Consider the following 26,409-nt stretch of genomic DNA (forward strand, 5'->3'; position numbering starts at 1 on the left):
GCCATGCTTACTCCCCCTTTTCAGCCCCTGCTTTGTAGCCTGTAATGCCTGAAAGCAGAAGCTCTGTTTGCCGCTGAATGTATTCATCAATTGTGTAGGCATGATGAAGCGCCCATCTTCGAAATCCCCACATCTGTCCTTGAACGAAGATATTCTGAGCGAGAAGATGCACCTGCTTTTCTTCCATCTCAAGCTCACCTTGTTCCACACATTTCTGAATTAAGGTTTCAAACATTTTGACCATTTCAAGCTCTTTTTTGAGTACATAAGGCAGCGCATCCTTAGAAAGTGATTTTGCTTCCTGATACATCACAAGAACTTCATCCTGCATTTCATCGACTACTTTAAAATAGTGCGCTATGCCGAGTGTCAGGTTTGAAATGGTTCCTGCATTCAGGTCCATGCCGTGCAGCTGCGCCCGAACCTCATCGTAGATACGGTCGCAGACAAGATACAGCACATCTTCTTTCGCACGAATGTACTCGTAAAGCGTCCCGATGCTGAAGCCGGATTCACGGGCGATTTCCCTTGTCGTCGTCCGATGAAATCCTTTTTGCTTAAAAAGCGCCACTGCTCCTTTGATCATTTGATCTCGGCGCATTTCAACGAGCCGTTCATCTTTAACCGACGACTGTACTTCACGCCGTTTCTCCAAGCGCACCCCCGCCTTTCCCGCTAAATTAATTTATTGATTTCAGGGTGTAATTTTATTTAGTCACAGTCCGTCCGATTACCAGACGCTGAATCTCTTGAGTGCCTTCATAAATCTGCGTGATTTTCGCATCGCGCATGAAGCGTTCAACCGGATAATCCTTTGTATAGCCGTAGCCGCCGAATACCTGAACAGCTTCTACCGTTACTTTCATAGCAGTGTCCCCTGCAAAAAGCTTCGACATCGCAGATTCTTTTCCATAAGGCAGTCCTTCTGACTCAAGCCAAGCTGCCTGATACGTCAACAGGCGGGAGGCTTCAATTCCTGTCGCCATATCGGCAATCTTGAAGGATACTCCCTGGTTAGCAAGAATTGATTTGCCGAATTGCTCGCGGCCTTTTGCGTAATCGATTGCAGCGTCCATCGCCCCTTGTGCGATGCCGACAGCCTGTGCTGCGATTCCGTTCCGGCCGCCGTCAAGCGTCATCATGGCAATTTTAAAGCCTTCTCCTTCTTTTCCGAGCAGGTTTGCAGCGGGCACTTTGACATTGTCAAAAATCAGTTCGGTTGTTGGAGAAGAGCGGATGCCGAGCTTTTTCTCTTTTTTGCCGACTGAAAAGCCTTCATAGCCCGCTTCCACAATGAATGCGCTCATGCCGCGGGTTCCTTGAGATGGATCAGTCACGGCAAAAATAATATACAGATCGGCCACCCCGCCGTTTGTAATCCATACTTTTGAGCCATTTAGCAGATAGTGATCTCCGTCTTTTACCGCTTTGGTTTTCATAGACGAAACATCAGACCCTGCGCCGGGCTCTGATAAGCCATAAGCACCAAGCATTTCTCCTTGAGCAAGTGCAGAAAGATAATGCTTTTTCTGCTCTTCTGAACCAAATTTAAAGATCGGCCAGCTTGCCAGTGAAAGATGGGCAGACAGTGTCACACCAGTCGATGCACAAACGCGGGAAAGCTCTTCAACCGCAATGACATACGCTAAATAATCACTGCCGATGCCGCCGTACTCCTCTGGCCAGGGAATCCCCGTCAAACCGAGTTCCGCCATTTTATCAAAAATACCGCGGTCAAAACGTTCTTCCTCATCCCGCTCGGCCGCTGTTGGCGCGACTTCTTTTTCAGCGAAATCCCTGACCATTTTGCGGATCATTACATGCTCTTCTGTTAATTTAAAATTCATCGTTTTTCCTCCTAGCAATCTCGTAAATTATTTTGTGACGTGTTTACTGATCACGATGCGTTGTATTTCACTTGTTCCCTCATAAATTTCACTGATTTTCGCGTCCCGGAAGTAGCGTTCGACTGGATAATCTTCTGTGTAGCCATACCCTCCAAAAACCTGAACGGCTTCAATGGCATTGTTCATAGCGGTGGTGGAGGCAAATAGTTTTGCAATCGAGGCTTCTTTGCCGCATGGTTGATCCTGCGCTCTGAGCGAAGCTGCCTGGTAAACGAGCAAACGGGCTGCTTCAGCCGCAGTTGCCATATCAGCGAGCTTAAAGCCGATTCCTTGATGAGCTGCAATCGGCTTTCCAAATTGAACACGCTCTTTTGCATATTCACAAGCTGCTTCATAGGCCGCTTCTGCAATGCCGAGTGATTTAGCAGCAATACCAATTCTGCCTGTATCCAGGTTTCCAAGCGCAATCTTAAAGCCTTCTCCCTCACTGCCCAGAAGATTTGCAGCCGGTACTCTCATATCCTCAAAGGTCAGCTGAACAGTCCTTGAGCCGTGCAAGCCCATTTTTTCTTCATCTTTTCCAACTATAAAACCAGGTGTCTCTTTTTCTACGATAAAAGCCGAAATACCCTTTGTTCCTGCAGACGGGTCCGTAATGGCAAAAACAATATACGTGTCCGCTTCCCCGCCATTGGTGATAAATATTTTAGAACCGTTCAGCACATAGTGATCGCCTTTTTTAACGGCTTTGGTTTTTAAACTCGCAGCATCTGAGCCTGCCCCGGGTTCTGTCAGGCAAAATGCACCCAAATGCTCGCCTGATGCAAGCTTAGTCACGTACTTTTGTTTTTGCTCTTCATTGCCATAGTAAAGAATTGGGTTAGTGCCCACTGAAGTGTGGACTGAAAGAATCACACCCACGACAGCGCTTACTTTAGATAATTCATGAACCGCTATAATATAAGATATAAAATCCATTTGAGATCCGCCGTATTTTTCCGGGACTGAAATGCCCATTAAGCCAAGCTGCCCCATTTTCTTTACGATCTCACGAGGAAACTCCCCTTTTTCCATCCGTTCAATAAAAGGTGTTATTTCTTCACGTGCGAAATCACGAACCATTTTCCTCATCATGTTCTGTTCTTCTGTAAACCGCAATTCCATCCCCTGTTCCCCCCCGATGTCAGTTGTACTCGTAAAATCCGCGGCCTGTTTTCTTACCCAGCCAACCAGCTTTTACATATTTTCTAAGTAATGGACAGGGACGGTATTTGCTGTCGCCAAATCCTTCGTGCAGGATTTCCATAATGTATAAGCACGTATCGAGACCAATGAAATCAGCTAATTCCAGCGGTCCCATCGGATGATTCATGCCCATTTTCATCACGTCATCGATTGCTTCTTTGGTCGCAACGCCTTCAAAAAGCGTATACACTGCCTCATTGATCATCGGCATTAAAATACGATTAGAGACAAAGCCTGGGAAATCATTGACTTCAACCGGTGCTTTATTCAATCTCCTGGTCATTTCTTCAACGGCTTGATACACTTCATCAGCAGTAGCGAGACCGCGAATGATTTCTACGAGTTTCATAACCGGAACAGGATTCATAAAATGCATGCCGATTACCTTTTCAGGCCGCTTCGTTGCTGCTGCTATTTCCGTTATCGGCAGAGAAGATGTATTAGAGGCCAAGATTGCATGAGCCGGTGCTGCCTGATCAAGTTTTTTGAAGATTTCTGTTTTAACAGTCATGTTTTCCACAGCCGCTTCAATAATGAGATCTGCATGAGCAGCATCCTGGATGTCGGTTGAGCGGCTGATTCTTGCTAAACACGCCTCTTTTTCCTCCTCTGACATGCGCCCCTTTTCAACCGATCTGGAAAGGTTTTTCCCAATGGCTGTCATGCCCCGTTCCAGAAAATCTTGACTTAAATCATTCAATGTAACGCTGTATCCTGCCTGCGCACAGACCTGCGCGATGCCTCCGCCCATTTGCCCTGCACCGATTACCATCACGTTTTTAATTGTCATCCAATCTCTCCCATAACTTCGATTAGAACGGCATCCCCCTGGCCGCCTCCGCTGCAAATAGCCGCGATGCCAAGTCCGCCGCCTCTTCTTTTCAGTTCATAGGCAAGTGTCAGGATCACACGTGCACCGCTTGCCCCAATTGGATGCCCGAGTGCGACTGCCCCACCATTGACATTTACTTTTTCAGGGTCAAGATTAGCGATTTTCGAGCTGGCTAATGCGACAGCTGAGAACGCTTCATTGATTTCGATCAAATCGATTTCTTCCAGGCTGCGGCCCGTTTTTTCAAGTAATTTATTTATGACAAGACCTGGTGTTTGCGGGAAATCCTTTGCTTCAACGGCTACCTCTGCAGATCCGAGAATCGTCGCAAGAACCGATTTACTTTCTTTTTTTGCACGCTCTTCACTCATTAATACCATTGCACATGCACCGTCGTTAATTCCAGGCGCATTCCCTGCTGTTATGGATCCATCTTTATCAAATGCCGGACGCAGACTTGAGAGTTTTTCCATAGACGTATCGAGCCTTGGAGATTCGTCGTTTGCGATGATGACGGGTTCTTTCTTGCGTTGAGGCACCTCTAGTGCCACGATTTCTTCAGCAAAAATGCCGTTTTCAATCGCTTTTCCTGCTCGCTGGTGGCTGCGTAATGCCCATTGATCCTGCTGCTCTCTTGAAAGATCAAATTCAGCAGCTGTGGAATTCCCGTAGGTTCCCATATGGACATGGTTAAAAGAGCACGTTAATCCATCGTGCACCATCATGTCTTTTACAGCTGCATCTCCCATCCTGAATCCGCTGCGGGCTTTATCCATAAAGTAAGGAGCATTCGTCATGGACTCCATTCCTCCGGCTACGATTAATGATTCATCTCCTAGTCGGATAAGCTGATCGCCTAATGTCACGCTCCGCATGCCTGAAGCACATACTTTATTAATGGTTTCTGTTTTTACTTCCCATGGAATGCCTGCTTTTTGCGCTGCCTGTCTGGAAGGTATTTGCCCCTGACCTCCCTGAAGAACTGTTCCCATGATGACCTCGTCGACTGTTGAAGGGTCCACGTTTGCACGCTGTAGTGCTTCTTTCATCGCAAAGCCCCCTAAATCTGACGCAGAAAATGAAGCCAAGCCTCCGCCGAATTTACCAAAGGGCGTTCGAGCCCCATCAAGAATCACTGTTTTCCCCATTGTTCGTTTCCCCCTTGATTGAATATGAATTGACTGAGCGTTCGCTCAAAATGCTTTGTAAAGAAAAAGGGACGATTAATGTCCCCCCTACTAAAATATGATGGCCGCATTTGTTATTTACGCTGTTAGAAAAAGTTCGTTTATCCTTCTCTAATTGTAAGCGATTACATACTCCGAAAACAAGCAGGTTAAGCGAAATTTCGCTTAACCTTTCTGTTTACGCACTTACTTCTGTACTTGTGCCAATGATGCTTCTTTCAAGCAGTTCGGCCACATCGTACGTGCCGACTTCTTCTTCTACTTCTTTTGCTTTTGTTCCATCTGACAGCATCGTCAAACAATAAGGACAGCCGGAAGAAATGACAGAAGGCTGCACTTCAAGCGCCTGCTCAGTGCGGGCAACATTAACGCGGTGTCCCTTGTCTTCCTCCATCCACATCAAGCCGCCTCCAGCACCGCAGCACATGCCGTTTTCACGGTTTCGCTTCATTTCAATCAGCGTTACACCCGGGATGGCTTTCAAGATTTCACGCGGTGGATCATACACCTCGTTGTATCTTCCGAGGTAGCAGGAATCATGGAACGTAATCTTCTCATTTACAGCGTGTACAGGCTTTAACCGCCCTTCTTTTACAAGCTGCGCCAGGATTTCAGTGTGATGATAGACCTCTGCTTTCAAACCGAAATCAGGATATTCATTTTTGAATACATTGTAAGCATGTGGATCAATCGTGATGATTTTTGTAATTTCATTTTTTTCAAACTCGGCGATATTTGCCGTCGCAAGCTCTTGGAACAAAAACTCATTTCCAAGTCTTCTTGGCGTATCTCCGGAGTTCTTTTCCTTATTGCCAAGTATGGCAAATGTAACGCCTGCTTCGTTAAGCAATTTTGCAAATGACAGCGCGATTTTTTGGCTTCGGTTGTCAAATGAGCCCATCGAACCTACCCAGAATAAGTACTCAAACTCTTCATCTGCTTTTTTCATTTCTTTAATTGTTGGAACAAGTACATCTTCACGAGCTTCGCGCCAGTTTTCACGCTCTTTCCGGTTTAGCCCCCAAGGATTTCCCTGACGTTCGATATTTTGAATCGCCCGCTGCGCATCAGGATTCATTTTCCCTTCTGTAAGAACAAGATAGCGGCGCAAGTCAATAATCTTATCAACGTGCTCATTCATAACCGGACACTGGTCCTCACAGTTGCGGCAGGTCGTACATGCCCAGATTTCTTCCTCTGTGATTACATCGCCGATCAAACTCGGGTGATACATATCAAAGGCTGCTTCCTGACCACCGCTCTCAGAGGCAGCTGCCACCTGATTGCCTTTTGTATTGGCAAAAGCAGGCACCGGCACCCACGGAGATTGTGAAGTAATCGCTGCGCCAGTAAAGGTCAGGTTGTCACGGATTTTTGTAATTAAATCCATCGGCGACAGCATCTTGCCTGTTCCGGTGGCAGGGCACATATTTGTGCACCGTCCGCATTCCACACAGGCATATAAATCGATCAGCTGAAGCCGGGTAAAGTCCTGAACTTTTCCAACTCCGTAGATTTCCTGTGTTTCGTCTTCAAAATCGATTTTATTCAGCTTCCCGGGATTATCAATGCGGTTGAAATACACATTGGCCGGGCCGGCAATTAAATGAGCATGTTTAGATTGAGGGACATAAACTAAAAATCCAAGCAGGAATAACAGATGCGCCCACCAGGCAATATAAAACAGAACAACAGCAAAGCCCTCACCAAGCCAGCCTGTAGCTCCTGCAACAAGCGACGCGACCGGCTCTGTCCACGTCAAATCGTGATTATGCCAGACAAGCCCTGCACCATTTCCGATTAAAACAGACAGCATTAATCCGCCAATAAAAATCAGCACAAGACCTGATTTAAATCCCCTTTTCAAACGGACAAGCTTCTCCATATATCTCCGGTAAAACGCCCAGCCTACCGCCACCAGAATCATCAGTGTCACTAGTTCCTGGAAAAATGTAAATCCCGGATAAAAAATGCCCAACGGCAGATGCGCTCCCGGAACAAGACCTTTATAAATAAAATCAATCGCACCAACCTGTACCAATAAAAACCCATAAAAGAACATGACATGGATAATGCCGCTTTTCTTATCTTTCAGCAGCTTTTTCTGGCCAAATACCTGTACGATAAATTTCTTCATTCGTACCTTAACATTGTTATCAAATTCTGTTTTCTTTCCGAGCTTAATGAATTCATAGCGTGTTTTAACTAAGTAGCCGAACAAATAAATTGCGTAAGCGGTTACAAGAATGAACGCAATCCAATTGATTATAAGCAATGTACTCCCCATGATTGATGCACTCCTCCCCTTTGTTGCCGAATTTAAAAAATTCTGTCTATCTCTATTATATAATGAATGAGCATTCAGTCAATGTTTTTCGATGATTTTATTCTATCTTCTCTTCTGTTTTTTAAGTAAAGAAAACGTTGTTCAGATGATTTGAACCGTTTATTTCTGAATCATAGAAAGCATTTCTTCTCCCCTATTCAGCGTCTTTTTTTGCAGCAACTTTTTGATGACCTGCTTGAGAGCTAATTTTTATAGAAATGGGCATGCTAAAAAAGACGAACAGGAGGTAGGGACATGAAGGTAGTAAAAGTTTTTGTTATCATTTTTATCATTATTGGCTGGCTTCGGCTGGATTGGTTCTTGGGTATGCATTCGCTCAAACGGAAGCGAAGATCCTCTGTCTACCCCTGGAGAAAAGGTGAATTAAAATTTTTTGATGATGGCGTAACGTGGATGAAATCGCTTGAGCTGGATATTATGGAAGCAGAACGGTCAATCTGCCTTTTATTTTATATTATAGAACCTGACGAAGTAGGAAGACGACTTTTTTCACTTTTAGAAGATCGAGTAAAAGACGGGGTTGAGGTCAGGATTTTATGTGATGCACTTGGCAGTAAGAATATGAAAAAGTGGGTGCAGCCATTAAAGGAAGCAGGCATTCATATTGCGCTAAGCCGCCCGCTTGTTTTTAAAGGCTCTTTGTTTTCTTTACAGCGAAGAAATCACCGGAAAATTGTAATTATTGATGGGGAGATCGCTCATGTTGGCGGATTTAATATTGGGCGGGAGTACGTCAATCTTGACCCTGTGCTTTCTCCTTGGCGGGATTATCACCTTCGAATGACGGGGGCAGGTGTCGGGGATGCTCTTTCTGAGTTTCAGATTGATTGGCAAAGGGAGTTTAAGGAAGCTCAGCACCACTTTGATCCTGTCTCGCATGTAGCAAATGGGACCTCTTCTTACCAGATCGTTCCTTCGGAGCCGGTAAATATGGAAACCTTTATGCTCGATTTGTTTGATTTGGCAAAAGAATCGATTTTTATCGGCACGCCTTATTTTATTCCAACAGAGAAACTGTTCGAAAGCTTGAAAACGAAGCTTGCTGATCAGATTATCATTACAATTCTTGTTCCCGGAATACCGGATCACGCACTCGTTCAGCCTGCATCCTACCACTTCTTACGTGAACTGATTGAGTTGGGCGCGCATGTATTTCAATTTGAACATGGATTTTATCACGCAAAAGTGCTGTTAATTGATGATAAACTCTGTGACGTGGGCACCACAAATTTTGATCATAGAAGTATATTAATTAATGATGAATTAAACGTGCTGACAACAGATCCTGTCATTATTAAGGAGCTGAAGGAAAGCATTGAAAAGGACTTGCAGCATTCGGTGCGTGTGACAAAAGAACAGCTAAAGCAAGGCGGCATCCCAGGCGCTGCCATGGAAGTGGTTGCCCGCTCATTTTCCTCTCTGCTTTAGCCCTTGATTAAATAAGATGATGGTCAGTGACCTGTGGATGCACGCCCCTTACGAAATGCCAGAAAAGCCGCCTTTTGCAAGCGGCTTTATTTTCTTCTCCCTGTAATAAAGCATGTCGCGGGTCCGGCTGATTTAGACGGGTTTTGCCTAAAAGGAAGAGTTGACTGCGGCCATCCGTATTGCTTATGCAGTCTCTCCCATTCAAATGCAATTCCCTTAGACCCCACCGGCCATAAAACAGCCGTTTTGGGGTCTTTGGCTATTTCTGCTGCTCTGGCAAGAGACACTATCTTATCAGGAAACATCAAAACGTCTATGCCTTCAAGCGGCTCTCCTTCTAAGCTCCAATCCAACTCTTCATTCAGCTTAAAATGGCGGAACCGCTCGCCCATAACCGTGATTGAAATCGCTGACTGCAGCATCGTTTGGTTTGACTCAGTGCTGCCAGACACTTCAACGCCAGACAGCCCCATTTCGTGAATGCCTTTCATTATTCCTTCATACAGATCTTCCCAAGCCTCATTGCCGCAGAAATTGTGTAAAAGAACCATTTTGGGTATGGCTCCTGCAGATAGACCATCCATGACGGCTGTTCGAAACGAATAGTACGCGACTGCGGCATAGGGAGCCTGTACTTGATCGAGCTCCTTTAGCCCAATTCCACCGCTGTTATCGGTTGTGATCACCCACTCTGCTTCCCCTGTTGTCCATTGGGCTGCATTACGACCAGTCAAGGACCGTTTCATTATTCTTCTTTCGGTGCGCGCTTGCCGGTCCGAAAAACCTTCGCGCTTCGGATATACTCAACATCTGCTACGCCGTCCCTCGCATTGACTGCACGAGCACAAGCAAAAAAGTAATCAGAAAGACGGTTCAAGTACTGCTGGGGAGCAGCAGGAAGCTCGGCATCGGCCTTCGACAGGGATACCACAAGTCTTTCTGCTCTTCTGGTAATCGTTCGCGCTACATGCAATGATGCTGAAGCGGCTGTTCCTCCAGGCAGCACAAAGCGCTCAAGATCGGGTGCTTCATCCATCAACTGATCAATACGGAGCTCCAGCTGATCAATCGCTTTTACGTCGAGCTTCCATTCTCTTTTTGAAGAAACATTGGCAAGGTCGCCACCTGCATCAAATAATTCATGCTGTATCGCTTCCAGGTCTTCAACAATATCCTTGAATTTTGTTTTGTCGAGGTCAGCTACTGCCTTCCCGACAAAGCTGTTCACTTCGTCTATCGTTCCATATGCCTCCACACGGATATCATCTTTATCTACTCTGCCGCCAATCAAACTTGTTTGGCCTTTGTCCCCTGTGCGTGTGTATATTCTCATGATTTTAGCCTCCTCCATTTTTATCTCTTCCCCTATACCATACCAGACTCGTGTTACACGGCCGGACTTTAGTGCGCTGTATTGAAAGCACCAGCCTGAAACATCGCGGGCCCTTCTGATTATGGGATCAAGCGGTACGATTCCCTTTGACTGATCGGTTCCAATAAGCATGACAGTTCTCTTTAAATCCTGCTTTTCCCACAAAACCAATTGATGAATACATTCTTTGAACTCTTCAAGAATCTCCTCTTCCTTTGCTTGATCGCGACATGCTTGGATCACCCAATTCTCTATGGAAGACCAGATTAAAACTTCATATGACAACCCATCTAAAGAATCCCCGGGTAACCATTCCTTTATTTTCTCCGGGAGTCGTTTTTTCTTTTTAAGCTCTTCTTTTACCCATTGCTTTTTTCCATTATAGGCACCGCCGATAATGAAGTGCATCTCTCACCCCTCCTAAACGCTTCCCGATCTGCCCAGTACAGCGTCATTCCCTGTCCATGCAGCGGTTTCCAGTCCCAAAAGGATTTTTTCTCAGGAGCAAGGGCAACGAGCAGCTTTCGAATGGGTCCGCCATGAGAGAGGATGGCGATTTTTTCAATGCCATCCTGATAGGACCATTCCCGAATCATCTCCCAAGCAGCCTCAATCCGCTCAGAGAATTCAGCAAACGATTCTCCGTTTTCGGGATGCATTTCCTCAGGATTTTTCAGCCAGGCAGAAAAATCTTCTCTTTTAGCGAGTTCATCCGCTTTTCTGCCTTCCCAGCTGCCAAAATTAATTTCTCGCAGCCCTTTATGATAAACTTTTTTATCCTCCGGGAATAAAAAGTCAGCAGACTGCACGCAGCGCTTCAGGTCACTTACGATAATGCGATCGGCTTCCGGCCGGTAAAGTTTAGTCTTATTCAGCAGTTCAATGCCTTCTTCCGCTACTTCAACATCTGTCCAGCCAATATAAACCTTTTCCAAATTTTCTTTTGTTACCCCGTGACGATAGAGAGATAACTCCACACCATTAATAGACTCCATGTTTCTCCTCCTTCTAGTCCGGCCCCAAGCAGGTCACCGTTTATTCCGCCAAATTGTTTTACTGCAAACCGCCAGACAAACACGCCAAAAAGCAGAGAACTGACCACCACAACGGTTAACAGCGTCCAGTCCACCCTTTCGCTTACAATCGCCGGGATGGCAAGAGCGCCAACCCCAATCAATAGGGGGATCATCAGATGATTTCTACGCAGCGATTGCCTTATGTAAAAAGCGATGCCTTCGTTTTTAGCGAGCGGTGCGGCAATTAGCAGCAGCGCCATCATCGTTCTTGATCCAATCGTGATCCAAATCAGCCAAATCATAGAATGATCAAATTGACCAAATAGATCAGCCAGCAGCACACCTTTTGCAGCAAGCAGGACGACTAAAGACAGTACACCAAACGCTCCGATATGCGGATCCTTTAAAATTTCTCTGCGTTTTTCAGGCAGGCTGTATGAAAAGTAAGCATCACTTACGTCCGTCCATCCATCCAGATGCAGCCCGCCGGACCAAATGATCAAGAGCAGCCAAACAAAAAATGCTTTCATGATTGGACTTAGTGAAAAGACGTACTCTGCCGCTTCAGTGAGTCCTGCAATTGTTACACCAATTGTAAGCCCGACTGCCGGCAGCATGCCAATCATCCATGGAACCGTTCGCTGATTAAACGCGATTTCTTTATTGATGGGCAGGATAGTGAAAAATTGAAAGGCGAGCATAAAGCCGTTCACTGCATTCCTCATAAAGGCAGCCCTATGATTTCCCTGATCTTCACCCAGTCAAGAGGCGGCTTCTGTTGCACGGTCAATTCATCATCCTTCGCTGTTTCAGCTTGAACCCCCTGCACTTTGCCTATTTCAAGTCCGTCTGCTGTCACATACGAGTTATTGGACATGTTTTGAGATTTAAAAGGAACCGTTTTTATTCCATCCTGAACAAGCAGCCGGCAAAACAGAGTGGCGATGAAGCTTTTTCCTACATCTGATGACGTTCCCTGAAGCATGATGCCATTCAACCTGGCCACTCTCCTTTCCGAAACAGCGGAAGTCCCGCTTCCATTTCAATCGCAATGCTCGAAACTCTTACTGCCGTCTGATGAAGCCCGCCTATTTTCTTTTGATAATGAGCTGTCATGCCTTCGGTGAAAACAGGCTCCTGCAGCACCTCATTCGAAAGGATAAAAAGGGTATCAAGACGCTTCTTCGCCCATTCAATCAATGTAATCAAATCATTTTCCGGCGAGAAATTCACGCTGCTGTTGTCATACTTGATGTATTCGTTTGTCAGCCAGGTTGTCAGACAGTCCCAAACCACCACATCATTATTCTGAAGCTTTTTAGTCGCTTCTGTCAGGTTAACCGGCTGTTCTATAGTCATCCAGTTTTCGTTCCTGCGGTCAAGCTGATGGCGGTTGATTCGGTTTTTCATCTCTTCATCCACCGAAACTCCCGACGCAAGATACACGATCCGCCGATTTTTATCTTTCGCCAGCTGAAGTGCCGTCTGTTCGGCCCAGCTTGTTTTTCCGCTTCTGACACCGCCAATTACAATGATGATTCTTCCTGCTGCCATTTTTTCACCGCCTGCATGAACTGGTCATTTTCTTCCTTTGATTTAGTCCCTGCCCGCAGCGACCATTTAGCTGCCGTTCTTTCGTTTTCTGTAGTTTTCAATGGCTTTAACCGTGCACTCAACCACTCCTTTGCCAATCATCTTCCCGAGCAATGTAATGGGACCTGCATATTGCACATACGATCCCTTTTGCACTGCTGCCACCAGCAGACTGTCGGTTGATGTGCCTGTCGCAAGGGTTTGCGTGACGGGATCTTTGACGTTGAGCTGCTGAAGTGCTTTTACTTTGGCTTCTGTTGCCGTCATCATTGCCTGGATAAAAGCCTCATCTGACAGCTTGCCATTCACAAAAATCCAGCTGTTAATCGTGCCGGCCGTCTGTTTTTCCTGCCGCTTGTGAGCAAGAGACACATCCACTGCGTTCCCTACTCCGGCTGTTACGGCGACAACTATCGAAAGTTCTTCTTGTTGGTATTCTCTGATGACCACATCTTCTACCATAACGGCGGTCATCATTCCAACCGTGCTTGCAGCATTCCATCCGTTTTTATCCACGTAGCGGCACATCTCTTCATAGCTGTCTGCACATTCATAATCCATCGGCACATGCCGGTTGACAAAATGCCTGTGCCAGCCGAGTCCTGCTCCGATTACAGCAGAAGAAATGGTTTTTAAGGACTGAGGGGCCGTGAGAGCAATATGCTTTCCACTAATCTGAAAAAGGTCTTTTGTTATAATTGAACGGCTGTTCTGACCATGCTCCGGAAGAAGCGTAATCTGCGGCTTTGGCAGCTCGGGATGCACCTGTGCTTCTACTCGTGCCTGATACACCTTTTCAACAATGTCTTTTTTCAGCACTTCGCCTGGTGAAGACAGCCGGACGGTCTCTCCCGCTTGCAGCAAAAGCAGCCGGTCACAATATAAAGAAGCAATATTTAAATCATGAAAAATGGAGACGACCGTCAATTCGTGCGTTGTCGTCCACTCCTTCAGCAAGTCGAGCAGCTGCTTTTGATAGGAAAGATCAAGATGGTTGGTGGGTTCATCGAGCAGGAGCAGTTTTGGTTCCTGCGCCAATGCCTGCGCTAAAAACACACGCTGACGCTCACCCCCTGAAAGGTCCTGGATCGACTGGTGCTCAAATTCAGTCACCCCTGTCTGATTCATGGCCTCTACTACGGCAGCCTCGTCTTTTTTAGTCCAAGGGGCAAACATCCCTTTTTGATGCGGGTATCTGCCCATCGATACCGTTTCTCTTACGGTGTAATCAAACGCATGGCTGTGAAGCTGCGGCAGGACGGCTATTTCTTTTGCGAGCTGCTTGGATGAGTAGGCGCTTAAGTCCCTGTCTCTAATGGTGATTGTACCTTCCTTTAACGGCAGAATTCCGCTGATCATCTTCATCAATGTCGTTTTGCCGCTTCCATTCGGACCTAATATCCCGAGAATCTCCTGCTGCTCTACTCCAAAAGAGACGTTTTTCACGACTGTCTGTTCACCGTATCCACCGCTTGCGTCTTGTACATTCAGCATGGTCACCCTCTACTTTCCCGTCGCTTTTTAATCAAAATCATTCCAAACACAGGTGCGCCAATTAATGCCGTGATTACACCGATTGGCAGTTCAGTTGGGGAAATAATGGTTCTCGCTGCTAAATCACAAATAATCAGCAGGCTTGCCCCATTAATAATGGATAGCGGAAGAACATGCCGATGATCAGACCCCCACGCCATTCGGACCATATGAGGCACAACAAGACCAACAAAGCCAATTGTGCCTGACACCGCTACTGCTGCTCCTGTCAATAAGGAACCTGATGCAAGCACCACATATTTTCTCAGGCGGACATTTACCCCCAGATGCTGCGCACGTTCTTCACCAAATGCCATCGCATTCAGCTCACGTGCGTTCCACATCAACAAGAAAGACCCAATAATAAAGAATGGCGCGATGAGACGGATATATTCCCAGCCGCGCATCGACACGCTCCCAAGCAGCCAGTTAATAATCTGGCGGAGCTCCTCTCCCGTTAAAGCAATCATTAAGGACAAAATGGAGCCTAAAAAAGAGCTGAAGATGATCCCTGTTAAAATAATCGTTTCCATTTTCATCGACCGCTCTACAAACCGGGCAAATCCAAGCACCAAAAAGAGCGTAACTAACGCAGCTAAAATACTGACCACAGGCAGCGTAAAGCTTCCCAGTCCAGGGAGAGTAAGCCCAAAGAAGATCGTCATGACTGCCCCGACAGACGCCCCTGATGAGACACCCAGTGTATAGGGGTCTGCCAAAGGATTTTTCAGCAGGCCCTGAAAGGAAGCACCCGCAATCGCCAGCGATGCCCCCACTAATCCCGCCAGCACGACACGGGGAAAACGAATATCAACCACGATGGTTTTAAGCGTTTGGTCCAACTCCCCGTGAGTGCCAAAAAGAGAGCCCCAAAAAATCTGAAGCATCTCTTTTAGGGGCACCTGCACCGATCCAATGGTGATCGCCAGACAAAAAGCAACCATCAGAAAGATCGAGGAAAGTAAATAGCCGATCCAACCTTTATTCGCCAAAGACGTCCGGGTAGATGGCTTCAGCAAGTTCTTGAGTTCCTTCTACTAATCTTGGACCTGAGCGATTAACAGGGTCAGACGAAACCACATGAAGATCTTCGTTTACAACCGCATCCACTTCACTGAAGCCCCCATGATCCTTCCATTGTGCGATCGGATCTTCTACAAATTCACCATACGTTAACACGACGGTTTCAGGATTGCGGCTGACAATTTCTTCTTCAGACAGCAGAACAAATCCTTCCTGATCGTCTGCCACATTGTCAGCTTGAATCAAATCAAGCATTTCCTGCATAAAGGTATTGTTACCTGCCACATATACTTCCGGCAGACCGGACACATCAACCAGCACTTCTTTGCGGTCTTCCTCTGAAATACCCGCTGCCAGTTCTTCTATCTCAGCAAAACCATCCTGCATATCCGTTATGACTTGATCTGCTTCAGGACTCTTGCCTGTAACCTCGCCAATCATTGAAATCGTTTCATAGACCTGATCAAAAGAAACCGCATTTTCAATGACCACGACAGGAATTCCTGCTGCTTCAATTTGCTGCAGACCGTCTTCTTGCATCGCATTAGAATCGTGTGCAAGCACGACATCCGGCTCAAGTGAAATAATTTTCTCAACGTTGAATTCCAAACCGCCTATTTTTTCTCTGTCCAGTACTTCTTCAGGATAGTTATCAAAGTCAGATATACCCACAATTTCTTCGTTCAATCCAAGTCCAAATGCAATTTCGGTATTGCTTGGAATCATTGATACTATTCTTTCCGGCTGCTCCTCAATGGTCACTTCCTGGTCTCTGGCATCTGTGACCGTCACAGGAAATCCCCCCTCAGATGCTGCCTCTTCTGTTTGTTCCGTCTCATTTTCTCCATCCGGCTCTGCGGCAGGCTCCTCATCACTGCAGGCTCCTAAAAGTCCCACTGTCAACATAAAACTGCTCATCCATTTCCAATTCTTCATGCTTTTTCCCCCTACTAGTAAACTCTTTTTTCATTGCAGCGAATATGAACATGCTTATGTTCATCAAGGACAATCCGCCAGCGCCCTCAATGTCCGTAAACACAAAAAAACATCTCACCGGAAGGAGATGCTGGGTTGCATAAAGAATCGCTTAAGCAAAGTGCTCAACTAAACGAAGCCTGCAACACCGACCTATCCTCGTAGGTTATTTGGTGTGGTGAATGCAGGCAGGTTTCCTGGCTTAATGGCTTTGTTCATCGCCCCTTCCCATAGCTTTAACGCTACAGTGGTGACCGGCGATTCACTTCCATTTTACAGTGGCGGGACCGCGCTGGATTTTCACCAGCTTCCCTTTTAACTCTTTTCCTATAAAAAAGAGCACCTGCATCCGTCCGTATCAAAATGTTTTTCTGCTACCATTATAACAAAAATCGACAGATGAAGCACAAAAATAAAAAAAGAGGTTGCTAAAGGGGATAAGATCGTTTCTATTACAGGCGTATATTTTCCCCTAACCCTATTCTTTTAAATAAGATCAACTTCCTCTTTTAGGTTTATCGAATTAAGAAATTGGAAATAGACTGGTAATGGTAGAAAATTCAATTTCATGAGACCTATGGTACCCGGAGATGAATAAATGTACGAGTTGATTTTCACTAACTTGAGGAGGAGTTTAATGAAAAAATTCTTCAATCTAACTACGTTGTATTTTGCAGCAGCCGTTATTGCCCTTGGCGCTTTCTTCATTCCCTTCGCAGTGGATCAATACAATCTGCGGACTCAGGGCATCCATTACTTTACGGATGACATGGAAAATTATCATAATAATGCTCATCCTATTGAAGATGTATATACGATCGATATTGATTTAACTGATTTAGAGAGCAATAAAGAAAAGGTGCTTTTTGATGATGGAGAAAACCAAATTTATGTCTCGAAAGTAATCGCTCACCAGTCAAATGAATATGAATTGTTCTTTAAGTCAAGCGGGAATTTTAGTACGGATGGAGCGACGATAGTATCCGGGGTGGAACATAAACATACGTTAGATGGCTTGCAAAGTACGTTTCAAGCGGAAGCAGAAGCAGCGTATAGCGGAGATACATATCCATTAAGTCCACTTGACTATTCAGGGTTGTCTTACAGTGAAACAGATGAATTTGCCTTTCATTTAAAGCTTCCAGACGAGGTTCTTTCCGATATTGAAGAAGAAGGAATCATTGAGGTAGCTGTTGCAAATTTGTATTTAACTATTTGGGCAAAGAAGTGATGTTAAACAATAGGGTGCTAGAGTTAAAGACTATAACGACAACAGATCAGCCCAAAAGCAAGGGCAATAATGAGCTGGAAAGGAACAGATTCACTCCCGCTCTTTCTTTTTAACCGCTTACCTGCCCTTATTGGGGATTTATTTCTGATCGTAAAGATGTAAAGCTTAGGTGGTTTCAGTGTATAGTAAAAGCATAGTTTCTATCGTAACGAACAGGATTTGGGAGAGGAGGGTTAGAGATATTAACCTCATAAAGTATTTTAGTATCCTGTTATTTATTTTTATGCTGCTTATCCTGACAAGTTTTTACGCAGGGAGTTATATTGGAAAACCTTTCAGTTTTACTGACTTAATCGCACTCGTTATCAGTTTAATTATTTGGTCTCTTGTCTTTTATTTTTACAGGACAACGACTAAGAGGTTAAATTACATAAGCAAATTAAATAAAATCTTACTTTCTTTCCTGGCACTAATTATTGCAGCATTTATTATAGGGTTGATCACTGGAGAAATTCAATTTTAGTTTTACATTAACGATGGATGTTAAAAAGCGATAACATTAAAGAGGTAGGGACATAACTGAACAAAGATTAAAAGTGAGGCAGTCTATATCATCGGAGCAGAAGGTGGCGACGCTTTGCAGGATATGACAGTTGCTTGAGACTTTGCAGGGCGTGGCCCTGGAAAGTCTCAAGCAACTGTCCCTGCGGAAAGATTCCGCCTAAAGCGAAGTGAACCGGAAAAAGAGCTTGAGACTTTGTCCCAAGCTCTTTCTATATGCCCCTCAACAGTAAAGTTTCAAAGCGTACTTGTTTATTTTTTGATCTCAAGCGGGCGCAGGGAGGCTTCGATTTCTTTGCGGCGCGGCTCTAGGAATGGCGGCAGGGCAAGTGATTCACCGAGGTGATCCATGTCTTCGTCTGTCGCAAATCCAGGTTGATCTGTTGCAAGTTCAAATAATATACCATTGGCTTCTCTGAAATAAATAGAACGGAAGTAAAAACGGTCTACTTCACCAGACGTCTGCAGGCCAAAGCTGCGCAGGCGGTCATTCCATTTGTCGTAGTCCTCATAGGTTGGGATACGAAAGGCAACATGGTGGACACTTCCTCTTCCGGGACGCTCAGGCGGAAGATCTGGACGTTCTTCAATATGAACTTCCGCTCCCGTGCCGCCTTCTCCAACTGACATGACCTGAATCGCAGGGAAATCTCCGGCATTTGACGCGTACTCTCCTGCTTTTTTAAATCCAAGGACTTTTTCCAGTATTTCAATGGTGCGGTCTGCATAGCGAACCGTCAATGTGACGGGACCAAGTCCAACGATCGCATGCTCCTCAGGGATACCTGCTCCTGTCCAGGGAATACCAGGTGCAACGCCCTCTTCTCCATTATCCGCCACAAGCATCAAGCGAGATCCCTCGTTATCCTCAAAATACAAGGTATCGCGATTTGCACGCGTTTGAACCTCTTCATGCTTCACAGAAAGTTCTTCAAATCTTTTTTTCCAGTAGTGAAGTGAATCCGTCGTCGGTACACGAAACGCAGTATTTGAAATACTTGAAACACCAGGGTACGTTCTTCCTGCCATCGGAATATCGAAATAGGTCATATCTGTTCCGGCACTTCCCACTGCATCAGCGTAAAACAAATGATACGAAGAAGTACTGTCCTGATTAACGGTTCTTTTAACTAAGCGCATGCCGAGAACACGCGTGAAGAAATCATAATTTTCCTCTGCCTGTCCCGTTATGGCAGATACATGGTGAATTCCAGTTACATTCATCTATAACACTCCTTTAAATTTATCTTGAATTCGAGATGTTTAAATTAATTATAGTATGAAGAGTACGAAAATGCAAGCAGTGCGATTGCCAATGGAATCTGTGGTCCACCAGTTGATCGAGAAAAAGGGGACCGGTCAAACAGACACCAGTCCCTCCAATGAAAAATAGTCTATTTTCAATCCATTAATTTATTCATTTCTAGTTCAAAATGCGAGCAAGTGTCTCCTCTGCGAACTCATGATAAGGAGTATAAGGCAGGGATGATAATTGTTTGACTGCTTTTTCAGCATAAGAAATGGCTTTTTCACGCTGCCCTTTTTGATCGAAGCAAAGAGCGCGATAGCTGTCGATCGTATAAACCATCGCTAAATCAAATGGGTGGACTGCATAGCTCGGATGCTCAAATAAAGCAAACTGCTCTAAGGCCTCATCCACCATTCCTTTCCCGTAATAAGCTTTCCCCTTTTCCAGATAATAATTGCCGCCCATCTCCTCTCCAATTTTTCCAATAAAGTCATTTAGGTCCGTTAAAATGGTTAATGCCTGCTCATGATTTTTTGTAAATTCATTATGGTAATGGGCTTCAATAAATAACGCATACCCTATCGTTTCTTCATTATCTGTAAACAGGGCAAACTGCCTTGATTTAAGGAGATAATGCTTAAAGCTTTCTTCATCTTTGTTCACTAACGCATTGAACGCAGCTAAGCGATAAATATCATCCATTAAATAATAAACCCGCTTCTTTTTTGAAAACTTGATAAGGCGATCTAACACTTCTTTTCCTCGGCTGTATTCTCCAAGTCCATATAAAATGATCAATTCAGCATAGTCTAATTCGATCTGAACAACCGGTTCTAAGACGATATTTTCATCCTTATATTCTTTTTTGAATGTAAGAAGATGGTCTAATGCATCTTGAAAATGGCCTACTTTCATATCTGCATGTAAAAATAGGATTTTGGCTTTCAGCGCTTGATTGTACAAAGATAATGATTCGTAAATCCGTATGGACTCTCGAATTGCGTCATTTCCCTCATTAAATTTTTCTAAAACGAATAAACACCTGCCTCCGATTTCATAAAGGCGTCCTGTTTCATACGTCATAGGAAGTTTTTGTTCATAAACAGGCTGGATTTTTGAGTAGATCTTCTCAATCGAACGTTTTATTTTTTCCATGGAGAATTCATTTTCTGCCACTTCAATCAGATCTTCTATGTGAACTAAAAGCTGCTTAATTTCTTCGCTCGAACGCTCTTCTAATAAAATATGTACATCCAGACCAAGCTGACTGGCGATATGAGTTAAGCTGTCCATTGACGGTTTTGCTTTACCGTTTTCAATTAAACTTAACATACCTTTTGTGAGCTGCTCGCCGGCAACATCAACAAGTGTCATTCCTCTTTCTTTGCGTAGCTTCTTGATGCGATCTCCTAATTCATTCATGCTGCAATCACTACTTTCTTTTAAACTGATTATCTGTCCGGTATACCGGTTAGTTTAATTATATTAAACTTTAGCTTGAATTGAAAGAAACGAGATGCTACGATAAGTTTAATTAAATTAAACTTTGTAAAGTAGGAGATGGGATCGATGACAGAACATCAGCGAATAAAGCGGGCTACTCGAAATCTGTTCTTTTTTACGGGAAGTGAATTTGTCGGTACAATCGGCGCTCATATTTATATGTTTGGAATTGGATTGTTTGTGTTGGGGCTGACAGGATCGGCTACAAGTTTTGCTATTACGATTCTCTGTTCGATGCTTCCACGTATTCTTTTATCTCCTATCGCCGGACATTTTTTAGACCGGCTGCCGAAAAAACCTGTCGTTGTCATTTCTCACGCGCTTATGACCCTGACCATGGTGGTCGTCCTGCTTTACACTCTAACCAACGGTCTATCCTTACCTGTTATTTATCTAACATCCGTTTTATTAGCTGTCTTTGCCACTTTTTCAGGAATAGGATTAACAGCAGCCATAGCAAATTTTGTTGACGAAGCCCGAATTCAGCGTGCGGTTTCACTTACTCAATCTTCCACCTCACTTGGGAGTATCTTAGGTCCCATTCTTGGCGGTGTGATGTATGGCTTTTTTTCAATCGAAGTATTTTTACTTTGTCATGCAGTTGCGTATGCGATCACAACCATTCTTGAAGCAAATATCCATTTTACTTTATTTAAAAAACCAGCGACTGAAGAAGAAAACGCTACATTAGCAAAAACACCTTCTATGTTCAGCAGCATAAAGGACGGAGCCCTTTACGTAAAAAACCACAATGTTCTTTTTGCGATTATGACCGTAGCCCTTTGGGTGAACTTTTTCTTTGTGGCGATGGCTGTGGGTCTTCCCTTCATTATCATCGAAGTATTGCAGGCTTCTTCTCAGCAATTAGGGCTTATTGAGGCAATGCTTGGGGTTGGTACTTTATTAACGTCTATTTACATCTCCACGCGTCCTGAATTTCAAAAACCCATCAGAAACGTTCGTTTAGGTCTTCTATCATTAGGCATTGTGTTTGCTCTTATGGCTGTACCCCTGCTCATTTCTATGCCTGCTCTCGCCTTTATTGGTTTTTACATGGCAACCGGATTCATGATGGGCTTAATCATGGTGATTATCAACACTCCTATCTTAGTCATTATTCAAAAAACGACACCTGAAAGTTACAGGGGACGTGTATTCGGGTTACTTGAAATGCTGGCGTCCGGCATTTCACCGATCGGATTGGTTCTTTATGGATTCCTATACGATATCGTATCCCCTCAATGGATTATTCTCATAACAGCTGGGCTGCTATTTTTGGTAACCTTATACGGCTTACGTGCATCTCGCGTTCAGGATCAACCTCTCCCTGCAGAAAAAGCACCTGCACTGCAAAAAGTTCCAGGAAGCATCTCTTCTTAAGTAATACGAAATTAACCGTCTCACTCTATTCAGCCATGATAAAACACCCCAAAAGTTAGATTCTTCATCTTTACCTTTTGGGGTGCTCCCACTGTTTAGTTTTGTCCGAGATTCTATGATCACTCCAGGAAATCCACTTCGTACTGATCTACAATTTTCCCTTCTTCATCAAAATAGGAAACAGGAAGTGATTCCATTTCTTCAAACGTCTCCGGCAGGTCAAATAAAATCCAGTAGCCTGCTCCGTCTTTTGTTTTAAATACTTTTGCTTCTTCGTCGTTAAGCGACACTTTATCTGTGCCCTCGTTGACTTTGGCGTATAAAAGTTTAGAGTTTCCATCATTTTCGATCACCGTGACATAATCCTGAGGGCGGTTGTCGCCAAAACTATGTTTCCATCCGAATCTCCCTTTTCGAATGATATTGACGCTGTCTTTTGTGAAAATCGCTGCAACTGTCCGGTCTTTGTTGTATTCCAGGGTGTAGTCTGCCGAAGCTGAAACTTCTGCGGCGGCCAGTGCTTCTTCTGGAGTCGCGAATGACCCTGTCATGGTTTCAATAATCGCCATCACCCCGTAAAATACTGAAAAGAAAAAGATAATTGCCAAAATCATTCTTCTGCGCTGCTGTTTCATCCGGGTCCCCTCCGCTCACGTTTTTCTATCTTGTTCTAAATTCTGCATTCTATCTGTTTTTTTGATTATACCTTCTATTCTGTCCTATTTCTGTCGAAAAAAATCATAAAAAAAGCCGCCATATGGCGACTTTTTTTTCATCAGGCTAATGCCTGTTCTAAATCTATGAGCAAATCTTCAATGTCTTCAATTCCAACTGAGATCCGGACTAATCCATCTGTTATGCCCAGTTCAGCACGACGTTCTGCAGGAATGGAGGCATGTGTCATTTTAGCTGGAAGGGAAATTAAGCTTTCGACAGCTCCAAGACTTTCCGCAAGTGTGAAGTAGCGTACTTTATTCAGTACTTCCTCCGCCTTCTCTGCGCTTCCTACATCAAAGGAAATCATGCCGCCAAATCCTCGTGACTGCTTTTGAGCAATTTCATGTCCGGGGTGAGATTTAATACCTGGATAGTGAATAGTAGAAACGCCTTCATGTTTTTCTAAGAAGGCGACAATTTCTTTCGCATTCACTTCATGCTCTTCCATCCGAATGCCGAGTGTTTTCAGCCCGCGCATTAATAACCATGAATCCTGGGGTCCGAGGATGGCACCGACAGAATTTTGCATAAAGTGTACTTGTTCAGCGAGTTCATTAGAGTTGACTACAACTAAACCTGCTACAACATCGCTGTGACCGCCAATGTATTTCGTGGCGCTGTGAAGTACAATGTCCGCACCGTGATCAATCGGGGTCTGCCAATATGGTGTGGTAAACGTATTATCGACAATCGTCAATAAACCATGTTCTTTTGCCACTGCTGATACAGCAGCGATATCTGTTACCTTTAATAAAGGATTTGTTGGTGTTTCAATGAATACTGCTTTTGTATTTTCCTGGATTGCAGACGTTACATTCTCGGGATTACTTGTATCGACAAATGTAGACTCAATGCCCAGCTGGTTCAAAACTTTTGTCATTACACGGAATGAACCGCCATAAACATCATCGGTCATGATAATGTGAGAACCAGATCCAAACATCATCATAACAGATGAAATAGCAGCCATGCCTGACCCAAATGCAAAGCCTGCTGTTCCATTTTCAAGATCTTTGATCAGTTCTTCTAATGCATAACGTGTCGGATTGCCTGTACGGGAATATTCATACCCTTGACGAAGGCCGCCAACACCGTCCTGCTTATAGGTGCTTACCTGATAGATCGGTGTAGAAACGGCGCCTGTTGCTTCATCGCCAAAAATCCCGCCGTGAATTAATTTCGTTTTTGGTTTCATAATCTAAATTCCACCTTCATATATGTTCTGACTTAAGTATCGTTCACTGCTGTCAGCAAAAACGGTCACAATGTGCGCGCCGGGCTCTGAAGTCTCTGCTTCTTTTAATGCTGCATGAAACGCTGCACCTGACGAGCTTCCAACGAGAAGACCTTCTTTTGCAGCAAGCTCTTTTACCCAATGAAATGCATCTTTATCGTCAACCGTGTGAATTGCATTGAAATATGAGCGATCCATGTAATCCGGCAGAAATTCCATGCCGATGCCTTCTGTTTTGTGAGGTCCGTTTTCACCGCCGTTTATTGTTGACCCTTCAGGCTCTACAATAACGGTTTTAATGCTGCTTTTTTGCTCTTTTAAATAACGGGCTGTTCCCATAAATGTACCGCCTGTGCCAGCTCCTGCGACAAAAACGTCTACTTTGCCGTCCATGTCCTGCCAGATTTCAGGACCCATCGTTTTATAATACGTCATTGGATTTGCAGGGTTGCCGAACTGCGCAGGAGAAAAGGAATTTTCAATTTCTCTTACCAGTTCTTCTGATTTACGTATGGCTCCCCTCATGCCAAGTTCAGTTGGCGTATTCACTACTTTAGCGCCAAGCGCACGCATCAGTGTTTGTTTTTCTACGCTGAATTTTTCCGGCACAACAAAAATAACCTGAAAACCCCGGCCAACTGCAGCAAGCGCAAGACCAATCCCTGTGTTTCCTGCTGTGGGCTCAATAATGGTTCCGCCCTGCTTCAGCTTTCCTCTTTGGATTGCGTCGTCAATCAGTTCAAGCCCCAGGCGGTCTTTTACGCTCCCGCCTGGATTGAAGAATTCCAATTTGGCAAAAATCCTTGCGCCATTTGGAATGGAAATATTCGAAAGTTCAACGATTGGTGTTTTACCAATCAATGCCTGCACATTTTTTGCTACATTCATTTACGCTTCCTCACCAAAAACGTCTTTCCACTCATCACGCTTAGCAAGCATGTCACGGGCAATTTCTTTCGCACCTTCTAGACTGTGATTCGCTGCCCAGCCGCATTGTACTTCATTGCAGGCAGGTACTTCGGTTGCTTCTAACACATCGTTTAACGTTTTTTCTAAAACCTCTAAAACTTCGTCATAGTTATCATGATTAATTACCGACAAATAAAAACCTGTCTGGCAGCCCATAGGACCGATGTCGATCACATTTGTCATGTGATTGCGGATATTTTCAGCCATCAGGTGCTCAATTGAATGGAGACCGTCCATTTTCATATGCTCTTTATTCGGCTGTTTAAAGCGAACATCGTATTTATGGATTTCGTCTCCATTATGTCCTGACGTTACACCTACAAGTCTTACATATGGAGCAGCTACTTTTGTATGGTCAAGGTTAAAGCTTTCTACGTTCATTTTTTTCGTCATGAGTTAATCTCCCCTTTAAGCAAATTTAGTTCGTTGTCTTTATTTTATAGCTTCATGTATTCGCTGTACAGAGATAGCGGTTGTATTCCTGTGAGGGGTTACACGGTTTTTTTAGCATGGATCAGCCATACATAGTCATTTAATTGAGTAAATGAAACTGAAAATCCGGCTTCCTCAAACAATTTCTCCATTACGGGTTTGGTGGTATAATACTCCCGCTTCAAATCTTCGAGAAGGTTTTTATACCCTTGAGACTCTACCTTTTCCCACTGCTTTTTGCGAGCGTAGTCACTTTCAAACATCGTATCTGCAAACACAACCTGGCCATCATCAGAAAGAATATCCTTATAGTAAAGAGCAGCTTCTTTCTTTTCATCATCTGTTAAATGATGAAAAGCATACGTGCTGACAAGTGTTTGGATCTGCTGCTCCTTCGGAAGCGGAAAACTTGTAAAATCACCGTCTTCAATCTGCACCCCGGGAAAACGATTTTGTGTGTGCTTTCTCATCGCACCATTTGGTTCAATTCCCACTACCTGAATCCCTTTTTTCAAAAGCTTTTCCGTTAAGTTTCCCGTACCAACACCAAACTCCACAGTCAACCCTTGGGCTGCATCAGCAACTTTTTGCAATATATCATCGTAGCCGGCAAACACTTCACGATATTCCTCGTCATTGCCGCTAACGGATTCATCGTAACTATCAATCCATTCATCAAAAATTTCTACAAATTCACGACCCATAATGCGCACGCTCCATTCAATTTAAAGTATT

24 protein-coding genes, 1 pseudogene and 1 riboswitch are annotated in these 26,409 nt (G+C 44.4%); of the genes and pseudogenes, 3 read left to right on the forward strand and 22 right to left on the reverse strand.

Annotation, left to right across the window (positions count from 1 at the left end):
- Positions 1-7: 7 nt before the first annotated feature.
- The 6 genes from KR50_RS00065 to KR50_RS00090 form a co-directional block, all read right to left on the reverse strand.
- On the reverse strand, positions 8-655 hold the full coding sequence (locus tag KR50_RS00065) for a TetR/AcrR family transcriptional regulator (RefSeq protein ID WP_041053354.1): 648 nt from the start codon (positions 653-655) through the stop codon (positions 8-10).
- A gap of 52 nt (positions 656-707) precedes the next feature.
- Complete coding sequence (locus KR50_RS00070; protein ID WP_041053357.1) at positions 708-1,847, reverse strand: acyl-CoA dehydrogenase; 1,140 nt, start codon at positions 1,845-1,847, stop codon at positions 708-710.
- Between the two features lie 27 nt (positions 1,848-1,874).
- Positions 1,875-3,011, reverse strand: a complete 1,137-nt coding sequence (locus KR50_RS00075) for an acyl-CoA dehydrogenase (protein ID WP_041053359.1) — start codon at positions 3,009-3,011, stop codon at positions 1,875-1,877.
- A gap of 19 nt (positions 3,012-3,030) precedes the next feature.
- Positions 3,031-3,882: a 3-hydroxybutyryl-CoA dehydrogenase gene (locus KR50_RS00080; RefSeq protein ID WP_041053361.1), complete on the reverse strand. Its 852-nt coding sequence runs from the start codon at positions 3,880-3,882 to the stop codon at positions 3,031-3,033.
- Positions 3,879-5,072 carry an acetyl-CoA C-acetyltransferase gene (locus KR50_RS00085; RefSeq protein ID WP_041053364.1) on the reverse strand — a complete coding sequence of 398 codons (1,194 nt, stop codon included), beginning with the start codon at positions 5,070-5,072 and terminating at the stop codon, positions 3,879-3,881. Before KR50_RS00085 ends, KR50_RS00080 begins: the two co-directional genes overlap by 4 nt.
- 217 nt (positions 5,073-5,289) lie before the next feature.
- Positions 5,290-7,398, reverse strand: coding sequence for a (Fe-S)-binding protein (locus KR50_RS00090; protein ID WP_041053368.1), 2,109 nt, complete (start codon positions 7,396-7,398; stop codon positions 5,290-5,292).
- 294 nt (positions 7,399-7,692) lie between these two features.
- On the opposite strand from KR50_RS00090, the gene KR50_RS00095 reads away from it, so the two are divergent.
- Positions 7,693-8,886 (forward strand): phospholipase D-like domain-containing protein, encoded by a 1,194-nt coding sequence (locus KR50_RS00095; protein ID WP_041053371.1) that lies wholly within the window; start codon positions 7,693-7,695, stop codon positions 8,884-8,886.
- 86 nt (positions 8,887-8,972) lie between these two features.
- On the opposite strand, the gene KR50_RS00100 is transcribed toward KR50_RS00095, so the two are convergent.
- The 9 genes and pseudogenes from KR50_RS00100 to KR50_RS00140 form a co-directional block, all read right to left on the reverse strand.
- Positions 8,973-9,632 carry an AIR synthase related protein gene (locus KR50_RS00100; RefSeq protein ID WP_052476594.1) on the reverse strand — a complete coding sequence of 220 codons (660 nt, stop codon included), beginning with the start codon at positions 9,630-9,632 and terminating at the stop codon, positions 8,973-8,975.
- Positions 9,632-10,219 carry a cob(I)yrinic acid a,c-diamide adenosyltransferase gene (locus KR50_RS00105; RefSeq protein WP_041054384.1) on the reverse strand — a complete coding sequence of 196 codons (588 nt, stop codon included), beginning with the start codon at positions 10,217-10,219 and terminating at the stop codon, positions 9,632-9,634. The genes KR50_RS00100 and KR50_RS00105 overlap by 1 nt, the downstream gene beginning before the upstream one ends.
- A 398-nt stretch (positions 10,220-10,617) precedes the next feature.
- Positions 10,618-11,253, reverse strand: coding sequence for a histidine phosphatase family protein (locus tag KR50_RS00110; RefSeq protein ID WP_041053372.1), 636 nt, complete (start codon positions 11,251-11,253; stop codon positions 10,618-10,620).
- On the reverse strand, positions 11,205-11,999 hold the full coding sequence (locus KR50_RS00115) for an adenosylcobinamide-GDP ribazoletransferase (protein ID WP_041053374.1): 795 nt from the start codon (positions 11,997-11,999) through the stop codon (positions 11,205-11,207). The genes KR50_RS00110 and KR50_RS00115 overlap by 49 nt, the downstream gene beginning before the upstream one ends.
- A gap of 38 nt (positions 12,000-12,037) precedes the next feature.
- A pseudogene (locus KR50_RS00120) lies at positions 12,038-12,271 on the reverse strand (nucleotide-binding protein); the annotation flags it as partial.
- Positions 12,268-12,828, reverse strand: coding sequence for a bifunctional adenosylcobinamide kinase/adenosylcobinamide-phosphate guanylyltransferase (locus tag KR50_RS00125; RefSeq protein WP_041053378.1), 561 nt, complete (start codon positions 12,826-12,828; stop codon positions 12,268-12,270). The gene KR50_RS00125 and the pseudogene KR50_RS00120, both read right to left, overlap by 4 nt.
- Positions 12,829-12,894: 66 nt before the next feature.
- Complete coding sequence (locus KR50_RS00130) at positions 12,895-14,361, reverse strand: adenosylcobinamide amidohydrolase (protein WP_041053379.1); 1,467 nt, start codon at positions 14,359-14,361, stop codon at positions 12,895-12,897.
- 2 nt (positions 14,362-14,363) lie between these two features.
- Positions 14,364-15,344, reverse strand: a complete 981-nt coding sequence (locus KR50_RS00135; RefSeq protein WP_052476696.1) for a FecCD family ABC transporter permease — start codon at positions 15,342-15,344, stop codon at positions 14,364-14,366.
- A gap of 37 nt (positions 15,345-15,381) precedes the next feature.
- Complete coding sequence (locus KR50_RS00140; protein WP_041053381.1) at positions 15,382-16,359, reverse strand: ABC transporter substrate-binding protein; 978 nt, start codon at positions 16,357-16,359, stop codon at positions 15,382-15,384.
- A gap of 209 nt (positions 16,360-16,568) precedes the next feature.
- Positions 16,569-16,760: riboswitch (cobalamin riboswitch) on the reverse strand.
- A gap of 275 nt (positions 16,761-17,035) precedes the next feature.
- Here KR50_RS00140 and KR50_RS00145 point away from each other — a divergent pair.
- On the forward strand, positions 17,036-17,629 hold the full coding sequence (locus tag KR50_RS00145; protein WP_041053384.1) for a hypothetical protein: 594 nt from the start codon (positions 17,036-17,038) through the stop codon (positions 17,627-17,629).
- 813 nt (positions 17,630-18,442) lie between these two features.
- On the opposite strand, the gene KR50_RS00155 is transcribed toward KR50_RS00145, so the two are convergent.
- Entirely contained in the window at positions 18,443-19,414 is a 972-nt protein-coding gene (locus KR50_RS00155; protein ID WP_041053388.1) for a ring-cleaving dioxygenase, read from the reverse strand.
- A 199-nt stretch (positions 19,415-19,613) separates the two neighbouring features.
- Positions 19,614-20,861, reverse strand: a complete 1,248-nt coding sequence (locus KR50_RS00160; protein ID WP_041053392.1) for a helix-turn-helix domain-containing protein — start codon at positions 20,859-20,861, stop codon at positions 19,614-19,616.
- A 147-nt stretch (positions 20,862-21,008) separates the two neighbouring features.
- Here KR50_RS00160 and KR50_RS00165 point away from each other — a divergent pair, with 147 nt between their 5' ends.
- Positions 21,009-22,322 (forward strand): MFS transporter, encoded by a 1,314-nt coding sequence (locus tag KR50_RS00165; RefSeq protein ID WP_041053394.1) that lies wholly within the window; start codon positions 21,009-21,011, stop codon positions 22,320-22,322.
- Between the two features lie 119 nt (positions 22,323-22,441).
- On the opposite strand, the gene KR50_RS00170 is transcribed toward KR50_RS00165, so the two are convergent.
- The 5 genes from KR50_RS00170 to KR50_RS00190 all read right to left on the reverse strand — a co-directional run bounded on the left by KR50_RS00170 (position 22,442) and on the right by KR50_RS00190 (position 26,378).
- Positions 22,442-22,957 (reverse strand): hypothetical protein, encoded by a 516-nt coding sequence (locus KR50_RS00170; RefSeq protein WP_041053397.1) that lies wholly within the window; start codon positions 22,955-22,957, stop codon positions 22,442-22,444.
- Positions 22,958-23,097: 140 nt separating this feature from the next.
- Entirely contained in the window at positions 23,098-24,234 is a 1,137-nt protein-coding gene (locus tag KR50_RS00175; protein ID WP_041053399.1) for a bifunctional cystathionine gamma-lyase/homocysteine desulfhydrase, read from the reverse strand.
- A gap of 3 nt (positions 24,235-24,237) precedes the next feature.
- Positions 24,238-25,161: a cysteine synthase A gene (gene cysK, locus KR50_RS00180; RefSeq protein WP_041053402.1), complete on the reverse strand. Its 924-nt coding sequence runs from the start codon at positions 25,159-25,161 to the stop codon at positions 24,238-24,240.
- A complete protein-coding gene (locus KR50_RS00185) occupies positions 25,162-25,635 on the reverse strand; it encodes an S-ribosylhomocysteine lyase (protein WP_041053404.1) in 474 nt (157 codons plus the stop codon). It abuts the gene before it with no gap.
- 98 nt (positions 25,636-25,733) lie between these two features.
- The gene (locus KR50_RS00190) at positions 25,734-26,378 is read right to left on the reverse strand and encodes a class I SAM-dependent methyltransferase (RefSeq protein WP_041053405.1); all 645 of its coding nucleotides are present in this window, start codon (positions 26,376-26,378) and stop codon (positions 25,734-25,736) included.
- Positions 26,379-26,409: the final 31 nt, after the last annotated feature.

This window comes from Jeotgalibacillus campisalis (assembly GCF_000829515.1).
In the GTDB taxonomy this organism is placed as follows: domain Bacteria; phylum Bacillota; class Bacilli; order Bacillales; family Jeotgalibacillaceae; genus Jeotgalibacillus; species Jeotgalibacillus campisalis.